At 73.7% G+C, this 14494-nt stretch carries 18 protein-coding genes; 8 read left to right on the top strand and 10 right to left on the bottom strand.

The window, feature by feature from the left end:
• Nucleotides 1-12: 12 nt before the first annotated feature.
• Nucleotides 13-213 carry a hypothetical protein gene (locus tag ACERZO_RS48935; protein ID WP_372672899.1) on the top strand — a complete coding sequence of 67 codons (201 nt, stop codon included), beginning with the start codon at nt 13-15 and terminating at the stop codon, nt 211-213.
• Here the strand turns inward: ACERZO_RS48935 and ACERZO_RS48930 are convergent.
• On the bottom strand, nt 210-1691 hold the full coding sequence (locus ACERZO_RS48930) for a hypothetical protein (RefSeq protein ID WP_372672898.1): 1482 nt from the start codon (nt 1689-1691) through the stop codon (nt 210-212). The two genes, ACERZO_RS48935 and ACERZO_RS48930, sit on opposite strands and share 4 nt — an antisense overlap.
• 193 nt (nt 1692-1884) lie before the next feature.
• Between ACERZO_RS48930 and ACERZO_RS48925 the strand changes: the two genes are divergently transcribed.
• A complete protein-coding gene (locus tag ACERZO_RS48925; RefSeq protein ID WP_372672897.1) occupies nt 1885-2802 on the top strand; it encodes a DUF3800 domain-containing protein in 918 nt (305 codons plus the stop codon).
• Here the strand turns inward: ACERZO_RS48925 and ACERZO_RS48920 are convergent.
• Nucleotides 2792-4228, bottom strand: a complete 1437-nt coding sequence (locus ACERZO_RS48920; protein ID WP_372672896.1) for a serine/threonine-protein kinase — start codon at nt 4226-4228, stop codon at nt 2792-2794. The two genes, ACERZO_RS48925 and ACERZO_RS48920, sit on opposite strands and share 11 nt — an antisense overlap.
• 91 nt (nt 4229-4319) lie before the next feature.
• Here ACERZO_RS48920 and ACERZO_RS48915 point away from each other — a divergent pair, with 91 nt between their 5' ends.
• Nucleotides 4320-5225: an NAD-dependent protein deacetylase gene (locus ACERZO_RS48915; RefSeq protein WP_372672895.1), complete on the top strand. Its 906-nt coding sequence runs from the start codon at nt 4320-4322 to the stop codon at nt 5223-5225.
• On the opposite strand, the gene ACERZO_RS48910 is transcribed toward ACERZO_RS48915, so the two are convergent.
• From ACERZO_RS48910 to ACERZO_RS48900, 3 genes are all read right to left on the bottom strand, one after another.
• A complete protein-coding gene (locus ACERZO_RS48910) occupies nt 5164-5763 on the bottom strand; it encodes a TIGR03086 family metal-binding protein (RefSeq protein ID WP_372672894.1) in 600 nt (199 codons plus the stop codon). The genes ACERZO_RS48915 and ACERZO_RS48910 overlap by 62 nt on opposite strands.
• A gap of 160 nt (nt 5764-5923) precedes the next feature.
• On the bottom strand, nt 5924-6379 hold the full coding sequence (locus ACERZO_RS48905) for a group II truncated hemoglobin (protein WP_372672893.1): 456 nt from the start codon (nt 6377-6379) through the stop codon (nt 5924-5926).
• Nucleotides 6380-6419: 40 nt separating this feature from the next.
• Complete coding sequence (locus ACERZO_RS48900; RefSeq protein ID WP_372672892.1) at nt 6420-7352, bottom strand: NAD(P)/FAD-dependent oxidoreductase; 933 nt, start codon at nt 7350-7352, stop codon at nt 6420-6422.
• Nucleotides 7353-7429: 77 nt separating this feature from the next.
• On the opposite strand from ACERZO_RS48900, the gene ACERZO_RS48895 reads away from it, so the two are divergent.
• The gene (locus tag ACERZO_RS48895) at nt 7430-8014 is read left to right on the top strand and encodes a helix-turn-helix domain-containing protein (RefSeq protein WP_372672891.1); all 585 of its coding nucleotides are present in this window, start codon (nt 7430-7432) and stop codon (nt 8012-8014) included.
• Here ACERZO_RS48895 and ACERZO_RS48890 read toward each other — a convergent pair.
• Nucleotides 8011-8622, bottom strand: coding sequence for an LUD domain-containing protein (locus ACERZO_RS48890; protein WP_372672890.1), 612 nt, complete (start codon nt 8620-8622; stop codon nt 8011-8013). The two genes, ACERZO_RS48895 and ACERZO_RS48890, sit on opposite strands and share 4 nt — an antisense overlap.
• Before the next feature lie 119 nt (nt 8623-8741).
• Between ACERZO_RS48890 and sigJ the strand changes: the two genes are divergently transcribed.
• Nucleotides 8742-9611: an RNA polymerase sigma factor SigJ gene (gene sigJ, locus ACERZO_RS48885; protein WP_372672889.1), complete on the top strand. Its 870-nt coding sequence runs from the start codon at nt 8742-8744 to the stop codon at nt 9609-9611.
• On the opposite strand, the gene ACERZO_RS48880 is transcribed toward sigJ, so the two are convergent.
• Nucleotides 9608-10597, bottom strand: a complete 990-nt coding sequence (locus ACERZO_RS48880) for a sigma-70 family RNA polymerase sigma factor (RefSeq protein WP_372672888.1) — start codon at nt 10595-10597, stop codon at nt 9608-9610. The two genes, sigJ and ACERZO_RS48880, sit on opposite strands and share 4 nt — an antisense overlap.
• Nucleotides 10598-10617: 20 nt before the next feature.
• Nucleotides 10618-11097, bottom strand: a complete 480-nt coding sequence (locus ACERZO_RS48875; RefSeq protein ID WP_372672887.1) for a GNAT family N-acetyltransferase — start codon at nt 11095-11097, stop codon at nt 10618-10620.
• 18 nt (nt 11098-11115) lie between these two features.
• Between ACERZO_RS48875 and ACERZO_RS48870 the strand changes: the two genes are divergently transcribed.
• Nucleotides 11116-11700: a helix-turn-helix domain-containing protein gene (locus ACERZO_RS48870; RefSeq protein ID WP_372672886.1), complete on the top strand. Its 585-nt coding sequence runs from the start codon at nt 11116-11118 to the stop codon at nt 11698-11700.
• A gap of 135 nt (nt 11701-11835) precedes the next feature.
• Nucleotides 11836-13332, top strand: a complete 1497-nt coding sequence (locus tag ACERZO_RS48865; protein WP_372672917.1) for a rhamnogalacturonidase — start codon at nt 11836-11838, stop codon at nt 13330-13332.
• Between the two features lie 51 nt (nt 13333-13383).
• Here ACERZO_RS48865 and ACERZO_RS48860 read toward each other — a convergent pair whose 3' ends face one another.
• A complete protein-coding gene (locus ACERZO_RS48860) occupies nt 13384-13659 on the bottom strand; it encodes a hypothetical protein (RefSeq protein WP_372672885.1) in 276 nt (91 codons plus the stop codon).
• Nucleotides 13660-13815: 156 nt separating this feature from the next.
• On the opposite strand from ACERZO_RS48860, the gene ACERZO_RS48855 reads away from it, so the two are divergent.
• Entirely contained in the window at nt 13816-14196 is a 381-nt protein-coding gene (locus tag ACERZO_RS48855) for a hypothetical protein (protein ID WP_372672884.1), read from the top strand.
• 2 nt (nt 14197-14198) lie between these two features.
• Here ACERZO_RS48855 and ACERZO_RS48850 read toward each other — a convergent pair whose 3' ends face one another.
• Nucleotides 14199-14417, bottom strand: a complete 219-nt coding sequence (locus tag ACERZO_RS48850; protein WP_372672883.1) for a hypothetical protein — start codon at nt 14415-14417, stop codon at nt 14199-14201.
• Between the last annotated feature and the right edge of the window lie 77 nt (nt 14418-14494).

The following is a 14494-nucleotide window of genomic DNA, read 5'->3' as shown; positions in this document are numbered from 1 at the left end:
AGTGGTGGGTGCATGACGTCCGGGGCGGGCGAGCGGCTCGCCGGGTCGACGTGGCGGGCCACCGTCATCGTCGAGCCGCACCGGTGGCTCGGGATGGAGTTCGAGGCCGCGGATCCGGCGACCGGCCGGGGCGCCACTGACGACATCGACACCGACGTCTCGCCGCCGCCCGGGCCGGCGGGGACTTCGCCCCGGTGGACTGACACCTCCTAGGTGTAAGCCTTCACGACGGTCAGCCCGTCGACCATCCACAGTGGACCCGACGTGTCCAACAGCCCCCGCGTGACGCGGCCGTCCGCGCAGGCGAACCGCGTGCCGGGGACGGAATCGTCCGCGGCCGCCGTGCACTGCACGCCGTCCTCCAGCGTCAGCAGGAACGGGTCGGCCGTCCCGCCGGGCTCCGGCGGCATCGGCAGCGCACCGCCGTACGTCAGCGCCACCGCCTTCACCGCCGACACCGGGCAAACCACCCGCGTGCCCGGCGCGGCGAAGCACGGGTCGTACGTCGTGCCGCCGCTCGTGCAGCGGTACGCGTCGTGGCGGCCGGTCACCGCCGACACCGAACCGCAGACCCCGGTCGCCCGGTTCGTCGTGGCCCGCGGCCGGTACTCGACGGTCTGCGTGAACCGCTGCGCCCGGCTCGTCGTCACCGGGACCTCGAACGCGGGACTCGCCCCGGCGAGACCACCGGTCACCGGCCCGATCCCGGGCGCGAGGAACCGGCGCACCACGTCGCCGCCGGCCGGGTGGCAGGACCGGAGCGCGGCCCAGACGGCGGCCTCCGGCCGGTCCGCGGCGAAGTGCCCCGCGCCGGCGTCCGCGGCGCAGGCCAGCACTTCGGGAGCGGGCTCGGCGGCGTCGGTCATGCCGAACAGCGCGGCGAGGCGGTGGGCGGCCGCGGCGAGCGTGGTGCCGATCGCGGGGCCGGGCTCGGCCTGACCGCGGACGGCACCGGGTAGCCGGCCGAACGGGACGTCGTAGGTCACGGCGGCACCCGGCCAGAGCAGGTCACGCTGCCGCGAACGGCCGGCGGTGACCATCCGGGCGGCCGGTTCGGGCCAGCTCGGCGGCAGGGCGATCCGGTAGGGCACGCGGGCGTTCGACGTCAAGGTGACGTTCGCGTGGCCGCTGCCGGCGCTCACGCAGAGGGACAGCGGAGCCGCCGGGTCGAGGGCGCCGAGGGTGACGACGACGCCGTCGGAGCCTGCCGAGCGGCCGGCGCAGCCCGGCCGGGGCGCCGGTGCCGGCCGGACTTCGCGGCCGAGCGCGGCGAAGTCGAGCAGCCCGCCCCAGACCGGGCCTTCCCGGGTGAGTTCCGCGACGATGCTCCGGCTCGCGGGGTCGTACGCCGCGGGGACGAGCGTTCGCTCCCGGACGACGACGGGCGCGAACCCGGCCGGCGGCGCCGCGGGCACGGGAATCCGCACCCGCACCGGAGCGGCGCCGTCGAAACCCAGGTCCGCGCCACCGCCGGCCCGCCGCGTCAACGGCGGCACGACGGCCGGTTCCGGCACCGGCCGCACGGAGACGCGCGCGCCGGCGGGCGCGTCGACCTCGATCCCGGCGACCGTCCCAGCCGGACCCGCCGTCGCGGGAAAACGGTGCTGCACCAGCACTCCGGCCCCACCGAGCAGCAGCACGAGCACCGCCGCGGTCAGTGCGAGCCGGGCCGGCCGGTCGTTCGTGGCCATCGGCGCCTCCCGGAACCCCCTACCTCCGGCAAGTCACCGGACCCCTCCCGGTCGTTAGCCGCCGTGGCCCAACCGTGACAGCGCCGGGGGCGCGCGGCGCGAACGACGCCGGCGCGACCGGGGTTCACCGCGGACGGCCGCCGCGGCCGGTAATCGGTCGCCGCCGGGCGGCTCGTTTGGCACCATCGGACCGGTGAGCCCGGTCGAGATCGCCTGCGACGAGTCGGGCTCCGAGGGCGAGAACCTCGTCGGCGGCGAAACGGACGTCTTCGCCCACGCCGGCGTCCGCCTGACCCCGGAGGCCGCGCGCGCCTGCGTGGCCGAGATCCGCGCGCGGATCGGCTCGCCCGCCGAGGAGTACAAGGCCAACCACCTGCTGCGCGCCAAGCACCGCCCGGTGCTCGAGTGGCTGCTCGACCCCGGCGGCCCGCTCGCCGGCCGCGGGCACGTGCACCTGACCGACAAGACGTTCTTCGCCGTGCGGGCCGCGGTCACGCTGCTGGCCGCGGACGGCACGGACGCGATGGCTCGCACCCTCCACCGCGCCGGCCCGGCCGCGTTCGGTGCCGAGCGCTGGGCGTACTTCCTGGCCGCGTTCACCAGCGTGCTGCGGCTCCGGCCGCGGCGCGGCGTCACGACGTCGCCGGCGGAGTTCTTCGCCCTGGCCGGCGAACTCGCCGCGGTTCCCGGCGAGGCCGGCGAAATCCTGGGCCACCTCAAGGACGGTGGCGGCCGCGTCGCCGGCTACCGCGTCCGGCTGGCGACCGACCCCGGGCTGATCCCGGTGCTGGACCCGCTGGTGCCCGCGGTGATCCACACCGTCCGGCACTTCAGCACCGGCGGCACCCCGGTCGCCCTGGTCCACGACGAGCAGCTGGCCTTGACCGGCGAGCGCGTGCTGCAGCTCAAGGCCACGCTCGGGCACCGGCTGGCCGGCGTCCGGTTCGTCGACTCGCGGTCCGACGCCCGCGTGCAGGTCGCCGACTTCCTCGCCGGGGTCGCCCGCCGGATCGCCTCCGACGCGCTGAACGGGCGCGGTGACACCCGGCTGACCGCGCTACTGAAGTCCTTTGTGGACGCCGAATCCGTGTGGAACGCTTTCAGCAGTTGACGACCTGCGTCGGCGACGTCGTGTTGTCGAGCCGCTTGACGTATGCGCCGCCGCTGCGATGGGCGCAGGCCGCGTCCTTCGTGCCGAACGGTCCACTGTAGACGGCGTACACGTCGGCGCCGTTCACCTGCCGCCGCAAGGAGCCGCACCCCGTGCTCGGCACGTGCAGGTACGCCGAACCCGGGTGGGCGTCGAGGAACCGCTGGACGTCGGCGCGGTAGCGGGCCGGGGTGATGGCCGAACCGAGGATCACGACGAACGAGCCGTCGCACGCCGGCGTGCTCATCGCCGTCGCCAGGCCGAGGTCGGCGCTGCTCGCGACGCTGGTGGCGATGGACGTCCGGACGGTGACCTGCGTCGTCGTGACCGGCGGGGCGGTCACCGGCGGCACCGCGGACGACGTCGACGACGGCGGCGTCGAGGGCGGTGTCGAGCCGGACGCGGTCCGAGACGACGGCTTGAGGACCGTGAACCACCCGACGACGGCCACGAGCGCGAGCAGCGCGACGCCCGCGACCAGCCACGGCGCCTTCGACGGCCGCCTCCCCTCCGGCGCCGGGGTCGTCCGGGTGGCCTGGCGGGTCGGGGGAGGGGCGACGTGGACCGGGGTGGTGCCGCCGAGCGCGGCCCGGGCGGCGTCCGCCAGCTCCGTGACGCTGCCGAAGCGCACTGCCGGGTCCTTCGCCATGCCCCGCGCGATCACCGCGTCGAACGCGGCGGGCAGCCCGGGCCGCAGCGCGCTCGGCAGCGGCGGCGGCTGGTTCAGGTGCGCGCCGATCAGCGCCGCGGCCGTCGTCGCCGCGAACGGCTTGCTGCCGGTCAGGCACTGGTGCAGCACGCAGGCGAGCGAGTAGACGTCGACCCGGTGGTCGGCCGGCGCGTCGGTGAAGCGCTCGGGCGCCATGTAGTCGAGGGTGCCGACGGCCCCGCCGGTGGCGGTGATCCCGGTGGCGGGCCCGGCCGCGCGGGCGATGCCGAAGTCGACGAGGTAGGCGAAGCCGGTGGCGCCGACCAGGACGTTCGACGGTTTGACGTCCCGGTGCACCAGGCCTTCGGCGTGCGCGGCCGCCAGGGCCTGCGCGACCTGCCCGACGACGTCGACCGCCTCGGCCGGGGCCAGCGCGCCGCCCGCGGCCAGGCGGGAGCCGAGGTCGTCGCCGTCGACCAGGCGCATGTCGAGGTAGAGGCGCCCGTCGATCTCGCCGTAGGCGTGGATCGGGATCACGTGCGGCTCGCGCAGCCGCGCCACGGCGTGCGCCTCCCGCCGGAACCGCTCCTGGAAGTCGCGGTCGGCCGCGAACTCCGGGGCGAGCAGCTTCAAGGCCACGACCCGGTCGTGGCGGGAGTCGTAGGCGCGCAGGACCTCGCCCATGCCACCGCGGGCGATCAACGACTCGACGCGGTACGGGCCGAACTGCCAGCTCACGCGCACCCTTTCCGCAAGGCACCCCGACACCGGGAAGTCTGCCACGGGCGCCGTGGCGTTACAGACGCCAGAGCACACGTACTCTGGCGTAGTGCGGACCCGCCCCACCCTGACCTGGACGTCCCCGGACGCGCCGCTGCCCCGGACCTCGAGCCTCGACGAGCTCACCGACGTCGTCGCGCGGCGCGGGGTCGCCGTGCTCAGCGGGGCCGGGCTGTCGACGGAGTCCGGGATCCCCGACTACCGCGGCGAGTCCGGCAGCCTGCGCAAGCACACGCCGATGACCTACGACGAGTTCGTCACCAGCGCCGAGGGACGGCAGCGGTACTGGGCGCGCAGCCACCTCGGCTGGCGCACCATCGCCCGTGCCGACCCGAACGACGGCCACCGCGCGGTCGCCGCCCTGCGCGACGGCGGGTACCTCGGCGGCGTCATCACGCAGAACGTCGACGGCCTGCACCAGGCGGCCGGCACCGCGGATGCGGTCGAGCTGCACGGCAGCCTCGACCGGGTGATCTGCCTGGACTGCCGCCGCACCAGCCCGCGCGCCGACCTCGATCGCCGGCTGCGGGCCGCGAACCCGGACTTCGGGGGCGCGGCCACCCGGATCAACCCGGACGGCGACGTCGAGCTGCCCGAGGACGTCGTGCGCCGGTTCACGCCGGTGCCGTGCACCGAGTGCGCCGGCGTGCTCAAGCCGGACGTGGTGTTCTTCGGCGAGAACGTGCCGCGGCCCCGCGTCGAGCAGTGCTACCGCCTGGTCGACGAGGCCGGCGCGCTGCTGGTGCTGGGCTCGTCCCTGACGGTGATGTCGGGCCTGCGGTTCGTCCGCCACGCGGCGGCCGCGGGCAAGCCGGTGGTGATCGTCAACCGCGGCGAGACGCGCGGCGACCGCCATGCCTCGCTCCGCGTCGACCTGCCGCTGGGTCGGGCGCTCACCGAGCTGGCGGCGCGTCTGGGGTGCGCGGTCCGAGGGGATCGCGACCGAAGCGCGTGAGCAGCCGGTCCTGCCGGGACGCGCCGGGCGCGGCGGCCGGCGGCTCGGCGAAGACGCGGGAATTCAGCGCGAGCCCAGCGAAGATGTCGTCGTAGCTGTCGTCGATCCACGCGACGAGGCCGGGGTCGAGTGTGACGTCGGCGCCGAGGGCGCGGGCGAGGTCCCAGGTGTGCACGGTGCTGTCGGTGGTGCGGACGGCCAGTGCGCGCCGCCCGGTCAGCTTGCCCAGCGGGTAGTCGACGACCCGGTCCAGCGCGCCCGCTTCGGCGAAGGCCTGGGCGCAGGCCCGCACCGACTCGGTGAACGCGGTCACGGGGTCGTCGCCGAGGGCGTCGGCGTCGCGCGCGGCCAGGAAGTCCTCGCGGGTGGCGCCGCGCAGGAGCCCGACGTAGTTGAGGTTGCCCCGGGTCATGTGGTTCACCAGTGCCCGCACGTCCCATTCGCTGCACGGCGTCGGTGCGGTCCAGCCGTTGGGCGGGACCGCACGGACCTGCCGTTCGAAACCCGTGCTGGCGGCCAGAAAGCGATCAAGGAGCATGCCCGCCAGTCTGGCCCGGTGCCGGGCCCGGCGCGGGCGGGTTTCGGACACCGTGGACGAGCCGGCCCGGGCGGGTTGGGGGAAACGCGCCGCGGGCCGGCTCTGCGACGGACCTCCACAGCCGGTCGTTGCCTGCAAGACGCCGCCACCGCCCCGGGCGTTACACCGGTTGCAGTCCCGTCCACGACCAGCGCGGCATGGCCAGCCCGCCCGGGACTTCCGAGGCCGGGCCGGGGTAGGTGAGCACCTCGGCCACCGCCCACTCCATGTAGGACCGCAGCGCGGCGCGGAACTCGGGATCGGCGGGCAGGCCGGCGTCGTCCGCGGCGCGCACGAAGCAGTCGACGAACCGGCGGCCGAGGTCGCTCATGTCGCCGTTGCCCGCGTGCATCCGCAGCACCGCCGAGTGGTCGTTGCACCCGGCGGAGAACCGCGGCGGGCCGCCCATGACCTCGGCCCAGTACCAGGCCAGCCGCTCCACGTGCCGGGGGTTCTGCCCCGGGTGCGAGAACGGGTGGTTCAGCTCGGGGTCGGCCAGGCAGCGCTCGTGGTGGGCGGCGGCCAGCGCGAGGAACGCGGGGTCGCCGCCGGCGAAGTCGTACAGCGTCGGACGCACGCGTCGAGCCTGGCACGCCCGGCCGCCGGACGCCAGGACGTCAGCGCGCCGCCGCGGCCGCGCGCTCGGCGGCCGGGGTGAACCCGCCGAACTTCGCCACCGCCCGCTCGACGTCTTCGGCGACGAGGTCGTGGTTCAGCGCGCCCGCGGCGGCCGCGCCCTGGGCCGCGGCGATGATCACCGTCGCCCGCGCGTCGACCACGTTCCCGGCCGCCCAGACACCCGGCACGTTCGTCTGGCCCATCGCGTCGGTCTCTTCGTAACCAAGCCTGCGCAGCAGGTCGGCGTGCGGAACGGTCCGCGTGCGGACGAACAGCGCCACCCGCGGCACGAACCGCGTGCCGAGCTCGATCCCGGTGAGGCGCCCGTCTTCGCGCCGCACCGCCGTGACAGTCCCCTCGACGACCCGGATGCCGCGCGCGTCGAGCCGGGTCCGGTCCTCTTCGGACAGTGGCGCGGTGTGCGCGAAGTACACGACGTCCGGCGACCACTGGCGCACGAGCAGCGCGTGCTCGACGCTCAGCGGCTCCGTGCCGAGGACGCCGAGCGGCTGGTCACGGACCTCGTAGCCGTGGCAGTACGGGCAGGTCACGGCGTCGGTGCCCCAGCTTTCGCGCAGCCCGGGGAGGTCGGGCAGGTCGTCGTGGACGCCGGTGGCGACCAGGACGCGGCGGGCGGTCAGCTCCCGGCCGCTCGCCAGCTCGGCCGTGAAGCCCGCTTCGAGCCGGGTCACCTGGTCGTCGAGGACCTCGACGCCGTAGCCGGCGAGCTCCTCGCGGCCGATCTTGAGCAGTTCGGACGGCGGCAGGCCGTCGCGGGACAGGAACCCGTGCATGTGCCGGGCGGGCGCGTTGCGCGGCGAGCCGCCGTCGACGACCGCGACGCGCCGCCGCGCCCGGCCCAGCATCAGGGCGGCGCTCAAGCCCGCCGCGCCGCCACCCACCACCAGGACGTCATAGCTGTTTTCGGTCATGCCGCCACCCTGGGCCCGGCTTCGCGAATCCGACAACAAATGTTGCCGTTTCCGCAACGAGCGCGTTTCCTGGAGACATGACCGACGCGATCACCCAGGCCCTGTCCGAGGTCGGCCCGCGCCTCAAGCGGGTCCGCACGCAGCGGCGGGTCACGCTGGCCGACCTCTCGGCCGCGACGGGCATCTCGAAGAGCACGCTGTCGCGGCTGGAGTCCGGCCAGCGCAAACCGAGCCTCGAGCTGCTCCTGCCGATCGCGCAGGCCCACCAGGTGCCCCTCGACGAGCTGGTCGGCGCCCCGGAGGTCGGCGACCCGCGCGTCCGGCTGACCGCCCGCCGCTTCCCGCGCAGCAACGGCGCGACGATGACCGTCCTGCCGCTGACCCGCCAGCCCGGCGCGCCCCAGGCGTTCAAGATGATCCTGGAACCGGAGACCGGCGAGCCCGAGCCCCAGGTCCACGAAGGCTACGAGTGGCTCTACGTCCTGTCGGGCCGGCTGCGCCTGATCCTGGCCGACCGGGACATGACGCTGGGCCCCGGCGAGGCGGCGGAGTTCGACACGCGGCTGCCGCACTGGTTCGGCGCGGTCGGCCGCCCGGCGGAGATCCTCAGCCTGTTCGGGAAGCAGGGCGAGCGGCTCCACCTGCGGGCCAAGTCCCGTTAGAACCCGATCGCTTCGCGCAGCAACAGCACGGTGGCGCGGCCGGGCCGGGGTTCCGCGTTGAGGACCAGCAGGCGGTTGACGGCGCTGGGCCACCCGTGGGCCTCCCGCGTGCGGACGCTTTCCAGCGGCAGGCAGTGCTCCTCGACGCGGCGCAGCGCGGTCTCCAGGTCGGGCACGATCTTCTGCGCGCCGACGACCCAGATCGCCCGGGCTGCGCCGCCGGCGTAGGCGGGCAGCTGGCTGCCGCTGCCCGAAGCGGCCACGAGCGAACCGGTTTCGGTGACCGCCGCGACGCTGCCCACGACGACGTCCGGGCTCGCGAGCAGCTTCCGGATCTCGTCGGCGCCGGTTTCGCGGTCGATGGCCAGCACCCGGGGCCGGATGGCCTGGTAGCTCCCGGTCGCGTTGATGTCGTCGGCGATGCCGGACCGGCGGAGGGTCTCGCTGGACCCGGTGAACACGGCGGCCCCCGCCGGGATCAGCTCCTTGACGCGGACGCGCGCGGCGGCGGCGTCGTCGAGGACTTCCGCGGCGAACCCGTGGGCGGTCAACGCGGCGGCGGCGCGCTCCAGGCGGCCGGCGGCGGCCGGCTCGGTGAAGGTGGTCATGCTGGCTCCAGAACGTGGTCGGATCGGTTTCCCCCGTTCGACCACGCAGCCGCCCGGAACGTCAGGCCTCACATTCCGGGGCGCTGTCCGGTCGTACCGGTGACGACGAAGGGAGCGCGATGACCACCCTGGCCGCGGTCATGGGCGAGCGGCGCCCGCTGATCGACCTCGCGTACCGGCTCCTGGGCAGCCTCGCCGAGGCCGAGGACGCCGTTCAGGAGGCCTACGCCCGCTGGTGCGCGCTGTCCCCGGCCCAGCGGGAGGAGATTGTGTCCCCGGGCGCCTGGCTGACGACGGTGACCGGCCGCATCTGCCTGAACGTCCTCGGCTCGGCCCGGGCCCGGCGCGAAACCTACGTGGGCGAGTGGATCCCCGAGCCGGTGCCCGAGGACCAGGGCGGCGACCCGGCCGACCGGGTCACCCTCGACGAGTCGGTCAGCATGGCCTTCCTGGTCGTGCTCGAGTCCATGACGCCGGCCGAGCGCGTCGCATTCGTCCTGCACGACGTCTTCTGCCATTCGTTCGCGGAGGTCGCCGAGATCGTCGGGCGGACGCCGGGGGCGTGCCGCCAGCTGGCGTCTTCGGCCCGCCGCCGGGTCCGCGCGTCGCGAGGTCCGGCGACTCCGGTCGCCCGGCAGGCGGGGATCGTCCGGGATTTCAAGCAGGCGTGGGAGGCCAAGGACATCGACGCCCTGATCGGGCTGCTCGATCCCGCCGCCACCGCGACCGCCGACGGGGGCGGCCTCGCCACCACCTTCCTGCGTCCCCTCGACGGCGGCGAGCGGATCGCTACGGCCTGGGTCGAGCTGGCCCGGCGCCGGCCGCCCACCACGGCGTTCCTGGAGCGCACGGTGAACGGCCGGCCCGGCTTGGTGGCGCTGGAGGACGGCGTCACGGTGACGGTGTTCGCGTTCGACGTCGCCGGCGACCGGATCCGGCACATCTGGGTCGTCCGGAACCCGGAGAAGCTCCGCCGCTGGACGAGCTAGGGAAGGGTCTCCGGCAGGCCGAAGCCCGCGTACATCCTCGGATCGAGGAAGCCGATGATCTCGGCGACGCGGTCGCCGCGCAGCGTCAGCACGTTGACGCAGCCGATGCGGAAGACGCCGTCCGGGTGGCGCTGGTAGCAGGCGAACGCGAGCTGGCCGGCGGCCCGGACCGGCACCAGCCGCCACGGCGTCGCGAACACGCTGCCGGAAAGGAAGCGGGCGACGTCGTCGCGGCCGTCGAACCAGGCGGGCAGCGGCGGCATCGTGAAGCGGGCGTCTTCGGCCAGGAGATCCAGCAGCGCCGGGACGTCCGCGCGTTCCCACGCGGCCACGAAGTCCGCCACCAGCGCGCGTTCCGCTTCCTCGCCGAGGGCGCGCAGCGTCGCTTGCTGGCTCTGCGACGGCGCGTGCTCGTCGAGGGTCTTGCGGGCCCGCTGCAGCGCGCTGTTCACCGAAGCGACCGACGTGCCGAGCGCGTCGGCGACTTCCGCGGCCGAGAACGCGAGCACCTCGCGCAGGATCAGCACGGCCCGCTGGGTGCCGGGCAGGTGCTGCAGCGCGGCGATGAACGCCAGCTCGACGCTTTCGCGGAGCTCGAAGCGGCGTTGCGGGTCCCAGTCGTCCTCGGGGTAGGGCTCGACGAACGCCTCGCCGTCGACCGGGTCGGCGAGCGGGTCGCCGGGGTCGGCCGCGGGGTGGAAGTCACGTGGCAGCAAGCGTTTCGGGCGTTGCTTGATCAGCCGCAGGCAGGCGTTGGTGGCGATCCGGTAGAGCCACGCGCGCACCGAGCTGCGTCCCTCGAACCCGGCCAGCCCGCGCCACGCGCCGAGCAACGCCTCCTGCAGCGCGTCTTCGGCGTCGTGCAGGGCGCCGAGCATCCGGTAGCAGTGGGCGCGCAGCTCGCTCTGGTAGGGCCGCACGAGCCGGTCGAACGCGCCGCGGTCCGCGCGCCGCGCCGCTGCCAGGAGGTCGGCTTCGGTGTCCATGCGCGCATCCTGCCCGATGGTCAGCCGAGTTCGCGTTGCATCAGGACGGTGTCGAGCCAGCGGCCGTGCTTGAACCCGACGCGCCGCAGTACGCCCGCGTCGGTGAAGCCGGCGGCGCGGTGCAGGTTCCGAGACGCGGGGTTGCCGGAGTCGACGACGACCGCGATCGCCTGCCGGGCACCGGCTTTCGCGCACCGCTCGAGCAGTTCGTCCAGCAGCCGCCGGCCGTGTCCGCGCCCGGCGGCTTCGGGCGCGAGGTAGATCGTGGTCTCCACGGTGTGCCGGTAGGCGGGCTTGGGCCGCCACGGCGCGGCGTACGCGAAGCCGTCGACCTTCGTCCCGCGCAGCACGAGGAACGGCAGGTCGGTGATCTTCGCGCGCCACTGGTCCGCGGTCGGCGGCGTGGTCTCGAACGTGACGACCGAGCCGGTGACGTAGGGCGCGAAGACCGCCGCGATGCCTTCGGCGTCGGCTTCGACGGCTTCCTCTATAGTGGACATGACAGGTATTATAGAGGAATGATCGATCCGGTTGTCCTCGGCCGCCGCCTGCACGACCTGCGGGCCGACCGCGGCCTGGCCCTGAGCGCGCTGGCCGCGCGGGCCGCCGTGAGCGTGAGCATGCTGTCGGCGATCGAGCGCGGCGAGAAGACGCCGACGGTGGTGGTGCTGTCCCGCGTCGCCGACGGCCTCGGGCTGTCCTTGTCGCGGCTGCTGGCCGGCCTCGAGTCGGACCGCGTGATCGTCCGCCGCGCGGCGGAGCAGGACCACGTCGCGGAGCCGGGTGGCTGGCACCGCACGGTCCTGACGCCGGTGGTCCCCGGCGTCAACTTCGAATGGATCCGCACCACGTTGCCGCCGGGGTGCGACGCGGGGAGTTTTCCGGCGTACGCGGCGGGTTCGCACGAGTTCGTGGCCGTCGAATCGGGGACGTTGTGGCTGGGCGTCGGCTCGGCGGAGTACGTCCTGACGGCGGGGGATTCGGTCTACTTCCCGGCGGACGAAACGCACTCGTACGCCAATCGCGGCGAGGAGCCGTGCTCGTACCACGTCGCGGCACTGGTCATGCGCTCGCGCTTGACTCATCCGATCACTTCCTCCTAGCCTGATTTCGCGCATTCCCGATCCGCCGTCGGAACACCGCGTGGTGTTTCCGCTGTGGCCAGGAAAGGGAGACTTGTGAGCAGACCGTTGAGCCGTCGTCGTGCCGTCACCTGGGGAGCGGCGGCGGGTGCCGCGCTGCCATTCATCGGATCTCCGGCTGCCAGTGCCCAAGAGCTGGCGGCGGACGGCCGCGTCTTCGACGTCACGAAGTGCGGCGCCAAGGGCGACGGCCTCACCATCGACACCGCGGCGATCAACCGCGCGATCGACGCGGCCGCGACCCGCGGCGGGACCGTCTACTTCCCGGCCGGCACCTACGCGAGCTATTCGATCCACCTCAAGAGCAACGTGGCGCTGTACCTGGCGGCGAACGCGACGATCCTCGCGGCCACGCCGGCCGGCGGCAAGGGGTACGACCCCGCCGAGCCGGGCGCGGGCAACCCGTACCAGGACTTCGGGCACAGCCACTGGCACAACAGCCTGATCTGGGGCGAGAACCTGGAGAACGTCACCATCGAGGGGCCGGGCAAGATCGACGGCAAGGGCCTCGTCGCGGGCGGCAGCGCGGAGTCCGCGCCGCTCAACGGCAACAAGACGATCGCGCTCAAGCTGTGCCGCAACGTCGCGATCCGCGACATCACGATCGTCAACGGCGGCCACTTCGGCATCCTGCCGACCGGCGTCGACAACTTCCGCATCGAAGGCCTCGTGATCGACACCAACCGCGACGGCATCAACATCGACTGCTGCAAGAACGTCCGGATCTCCGGCACGACGGTCAACTCGCCGAACGACGACGCGATCGTGCTGAAGAGCTCGTACGCGCTCAACCGGATGCGGGACACCGAGAACGTCACGATCGACAACTGCTTCGTCAGCGGCTACGACCTCGGGACGCTGGTCGACGGGACGTTCAAGACCTCGTCGTCGTACGGGCGGACCGGCCGTGTCAAGTTCGGCACGGAGGCCAACGGCGGGTTCCGCAACATCGCGATTTCCAACGTGGTCTTCGAGTACTGCCGCGGCCTGGCGCTGGAGACGGTCGACGGCGGGTGGCTGGAGGACGTGACGGTCAGCAACCTGACGATGCGCAACGTCCAGATGCCGCTGTTCCTGCGGCTGGGCGCGCGGATGCGCGGGCCGGCGGGCATCCCGGTCGGCTTCCTCCGCCGGGTGAGCATCAGCGACGTCACGACTTTCGCCGCGGACCCGAGGTACCCGTCGTGCCTCGCGGGGATCCCGGGCCACCCGATCGAGGACGTCAAGCTGAGCAACATCCGCCACCACCTGGCGGGCGGCCTCACCCCGGGCGACGCGGTCCAGAACCCACCGGAGCTGGAAACGGCGTACCCGGAGCCGTCGATGTTCGGCACGCTCCCGGCGTACGGGTTCTTCATCCGCCACGCGCGCGGGATCAGCCTGGACAATGTGGACGTCCGATTCGGAGCACCGGACACGCGCCCGGCGTTCGTGGCGCGGGACGTGGCCGACCTGGACGTGCACCACTGCCGGGCGGACAAGGTGGCGGGCACCCCGACGTTCGTCCTCGACGGCGTGGACGACTTCCGGGTGAGCGACGGCCGCCCGGTCCCGGAGGCGAAGGTGGAGCACGCGGACCACGAGGAGCTGTAGCGCCGTCCGGCCGGGCCCCGGCGCCGCCGCGGGACCCGGCCGGTTCCGGCCTCACCGGCGGCTTGCCGCTGCTAACGTCCGGTGGGTGAAGGCGCGGTGGTGCGGACTGGTCGTGAGCACGGCCGTGCTGGTGGCGGCGTGTGCCGGGGGCGGATCGGAAACGGGGCGGCTGATCCCGCCGCCACCGTCCACGACGGACTTCCCGGCGACGACCGGGCTGCCGGCGACCACGACTTCGCCGACAGCCCCGGCGACCCCGGCGCCTACGCAGACGCGAGCCCACACGCCGACGGCCACGACGAAGAAGCCGACGACTCCGCGGCACACGACAACCCGCCGCCGGCCGCGCTGACCTCAGCGGCCGCACATTGCGATCCGGCGACAACGACCGGACGACGGTAACCGTCGCAGTCTCTTCGGCGACCGAACTGCTGTCCGATCCGAATCGTCGAGGGTGCGCCGGTGAAGTCGTGGTGGTGGGGGATGCTGCTCGTCGCGGGCATGGCGACGGCCGCGTGCGACGCGTCTCCGAAAGTTCCGGGCGCGCCCGATCCGCCGCTCACCAGCGAATCGATCCTCACCATCGAGCCGACGCCGGTCGTGACCGTCACCGAGACGACGTCAAGTGCTCCGACGACGATTTCCCTGCCTGTCCCGGCGACTACCAAGAAGGCGCCGGTGCGCAAGCCGACGCAGTCCCGGAAACCGCCGCAATACGGCTACCAGTGCCGGGACGGCGACGAAACCAGGTACGAAGTCTGCGCCGGCCACAAAGCGTGGGTCGACGGGCAGCGGGAATTCACCGATTGCCTCGCCGGCGGCGGCACCTGGGACGTCGACACCCAGCGGTGCGTGCGTCCCTGAGCTCAGCGGCCGCGCAGGTCCGGGCGGGCCAAGCCGATGCCCGCCAACGCGATCAGCGCCACCGCCACCACCGCGACGATCACCTCCAGGACCGGCACCCGGGCCGCGGCCGTCGTCAACGTGATGATGCTCGACACCAACAGCAGCACTCCCGCCGCCAGGCTGAGCCAGCACAGCGGGGCGGTCCTCGGGATCACGTGCCAACGGGTCTGCCCGGCCATCGCGCCTCCTCGTTCGGGTGACCTCCCGAAGCTGCCCCGATCGCGTGTCGATCAAACTGCCGGCCCAAGAGTCGTCG

The sequence above is a fragment of the Amycolatopsis kentuckyensis genome, assembly GCF_041679295.1.
In the GTDB taxonomy this organism is placed as follows: domain Bacteria; phylum Actinomycetota; class Actinomycetes; order Mycobacteriales; family Pseudonocardiaceae; genus Amycolatopsis; species Amycolatopsis kentuckyensis_A.
The sequence above is the reverse complement of the archived record's forward strand: the minus strand, read 5'-3'. Positions and strand labels throughout refer to the sequence as shown.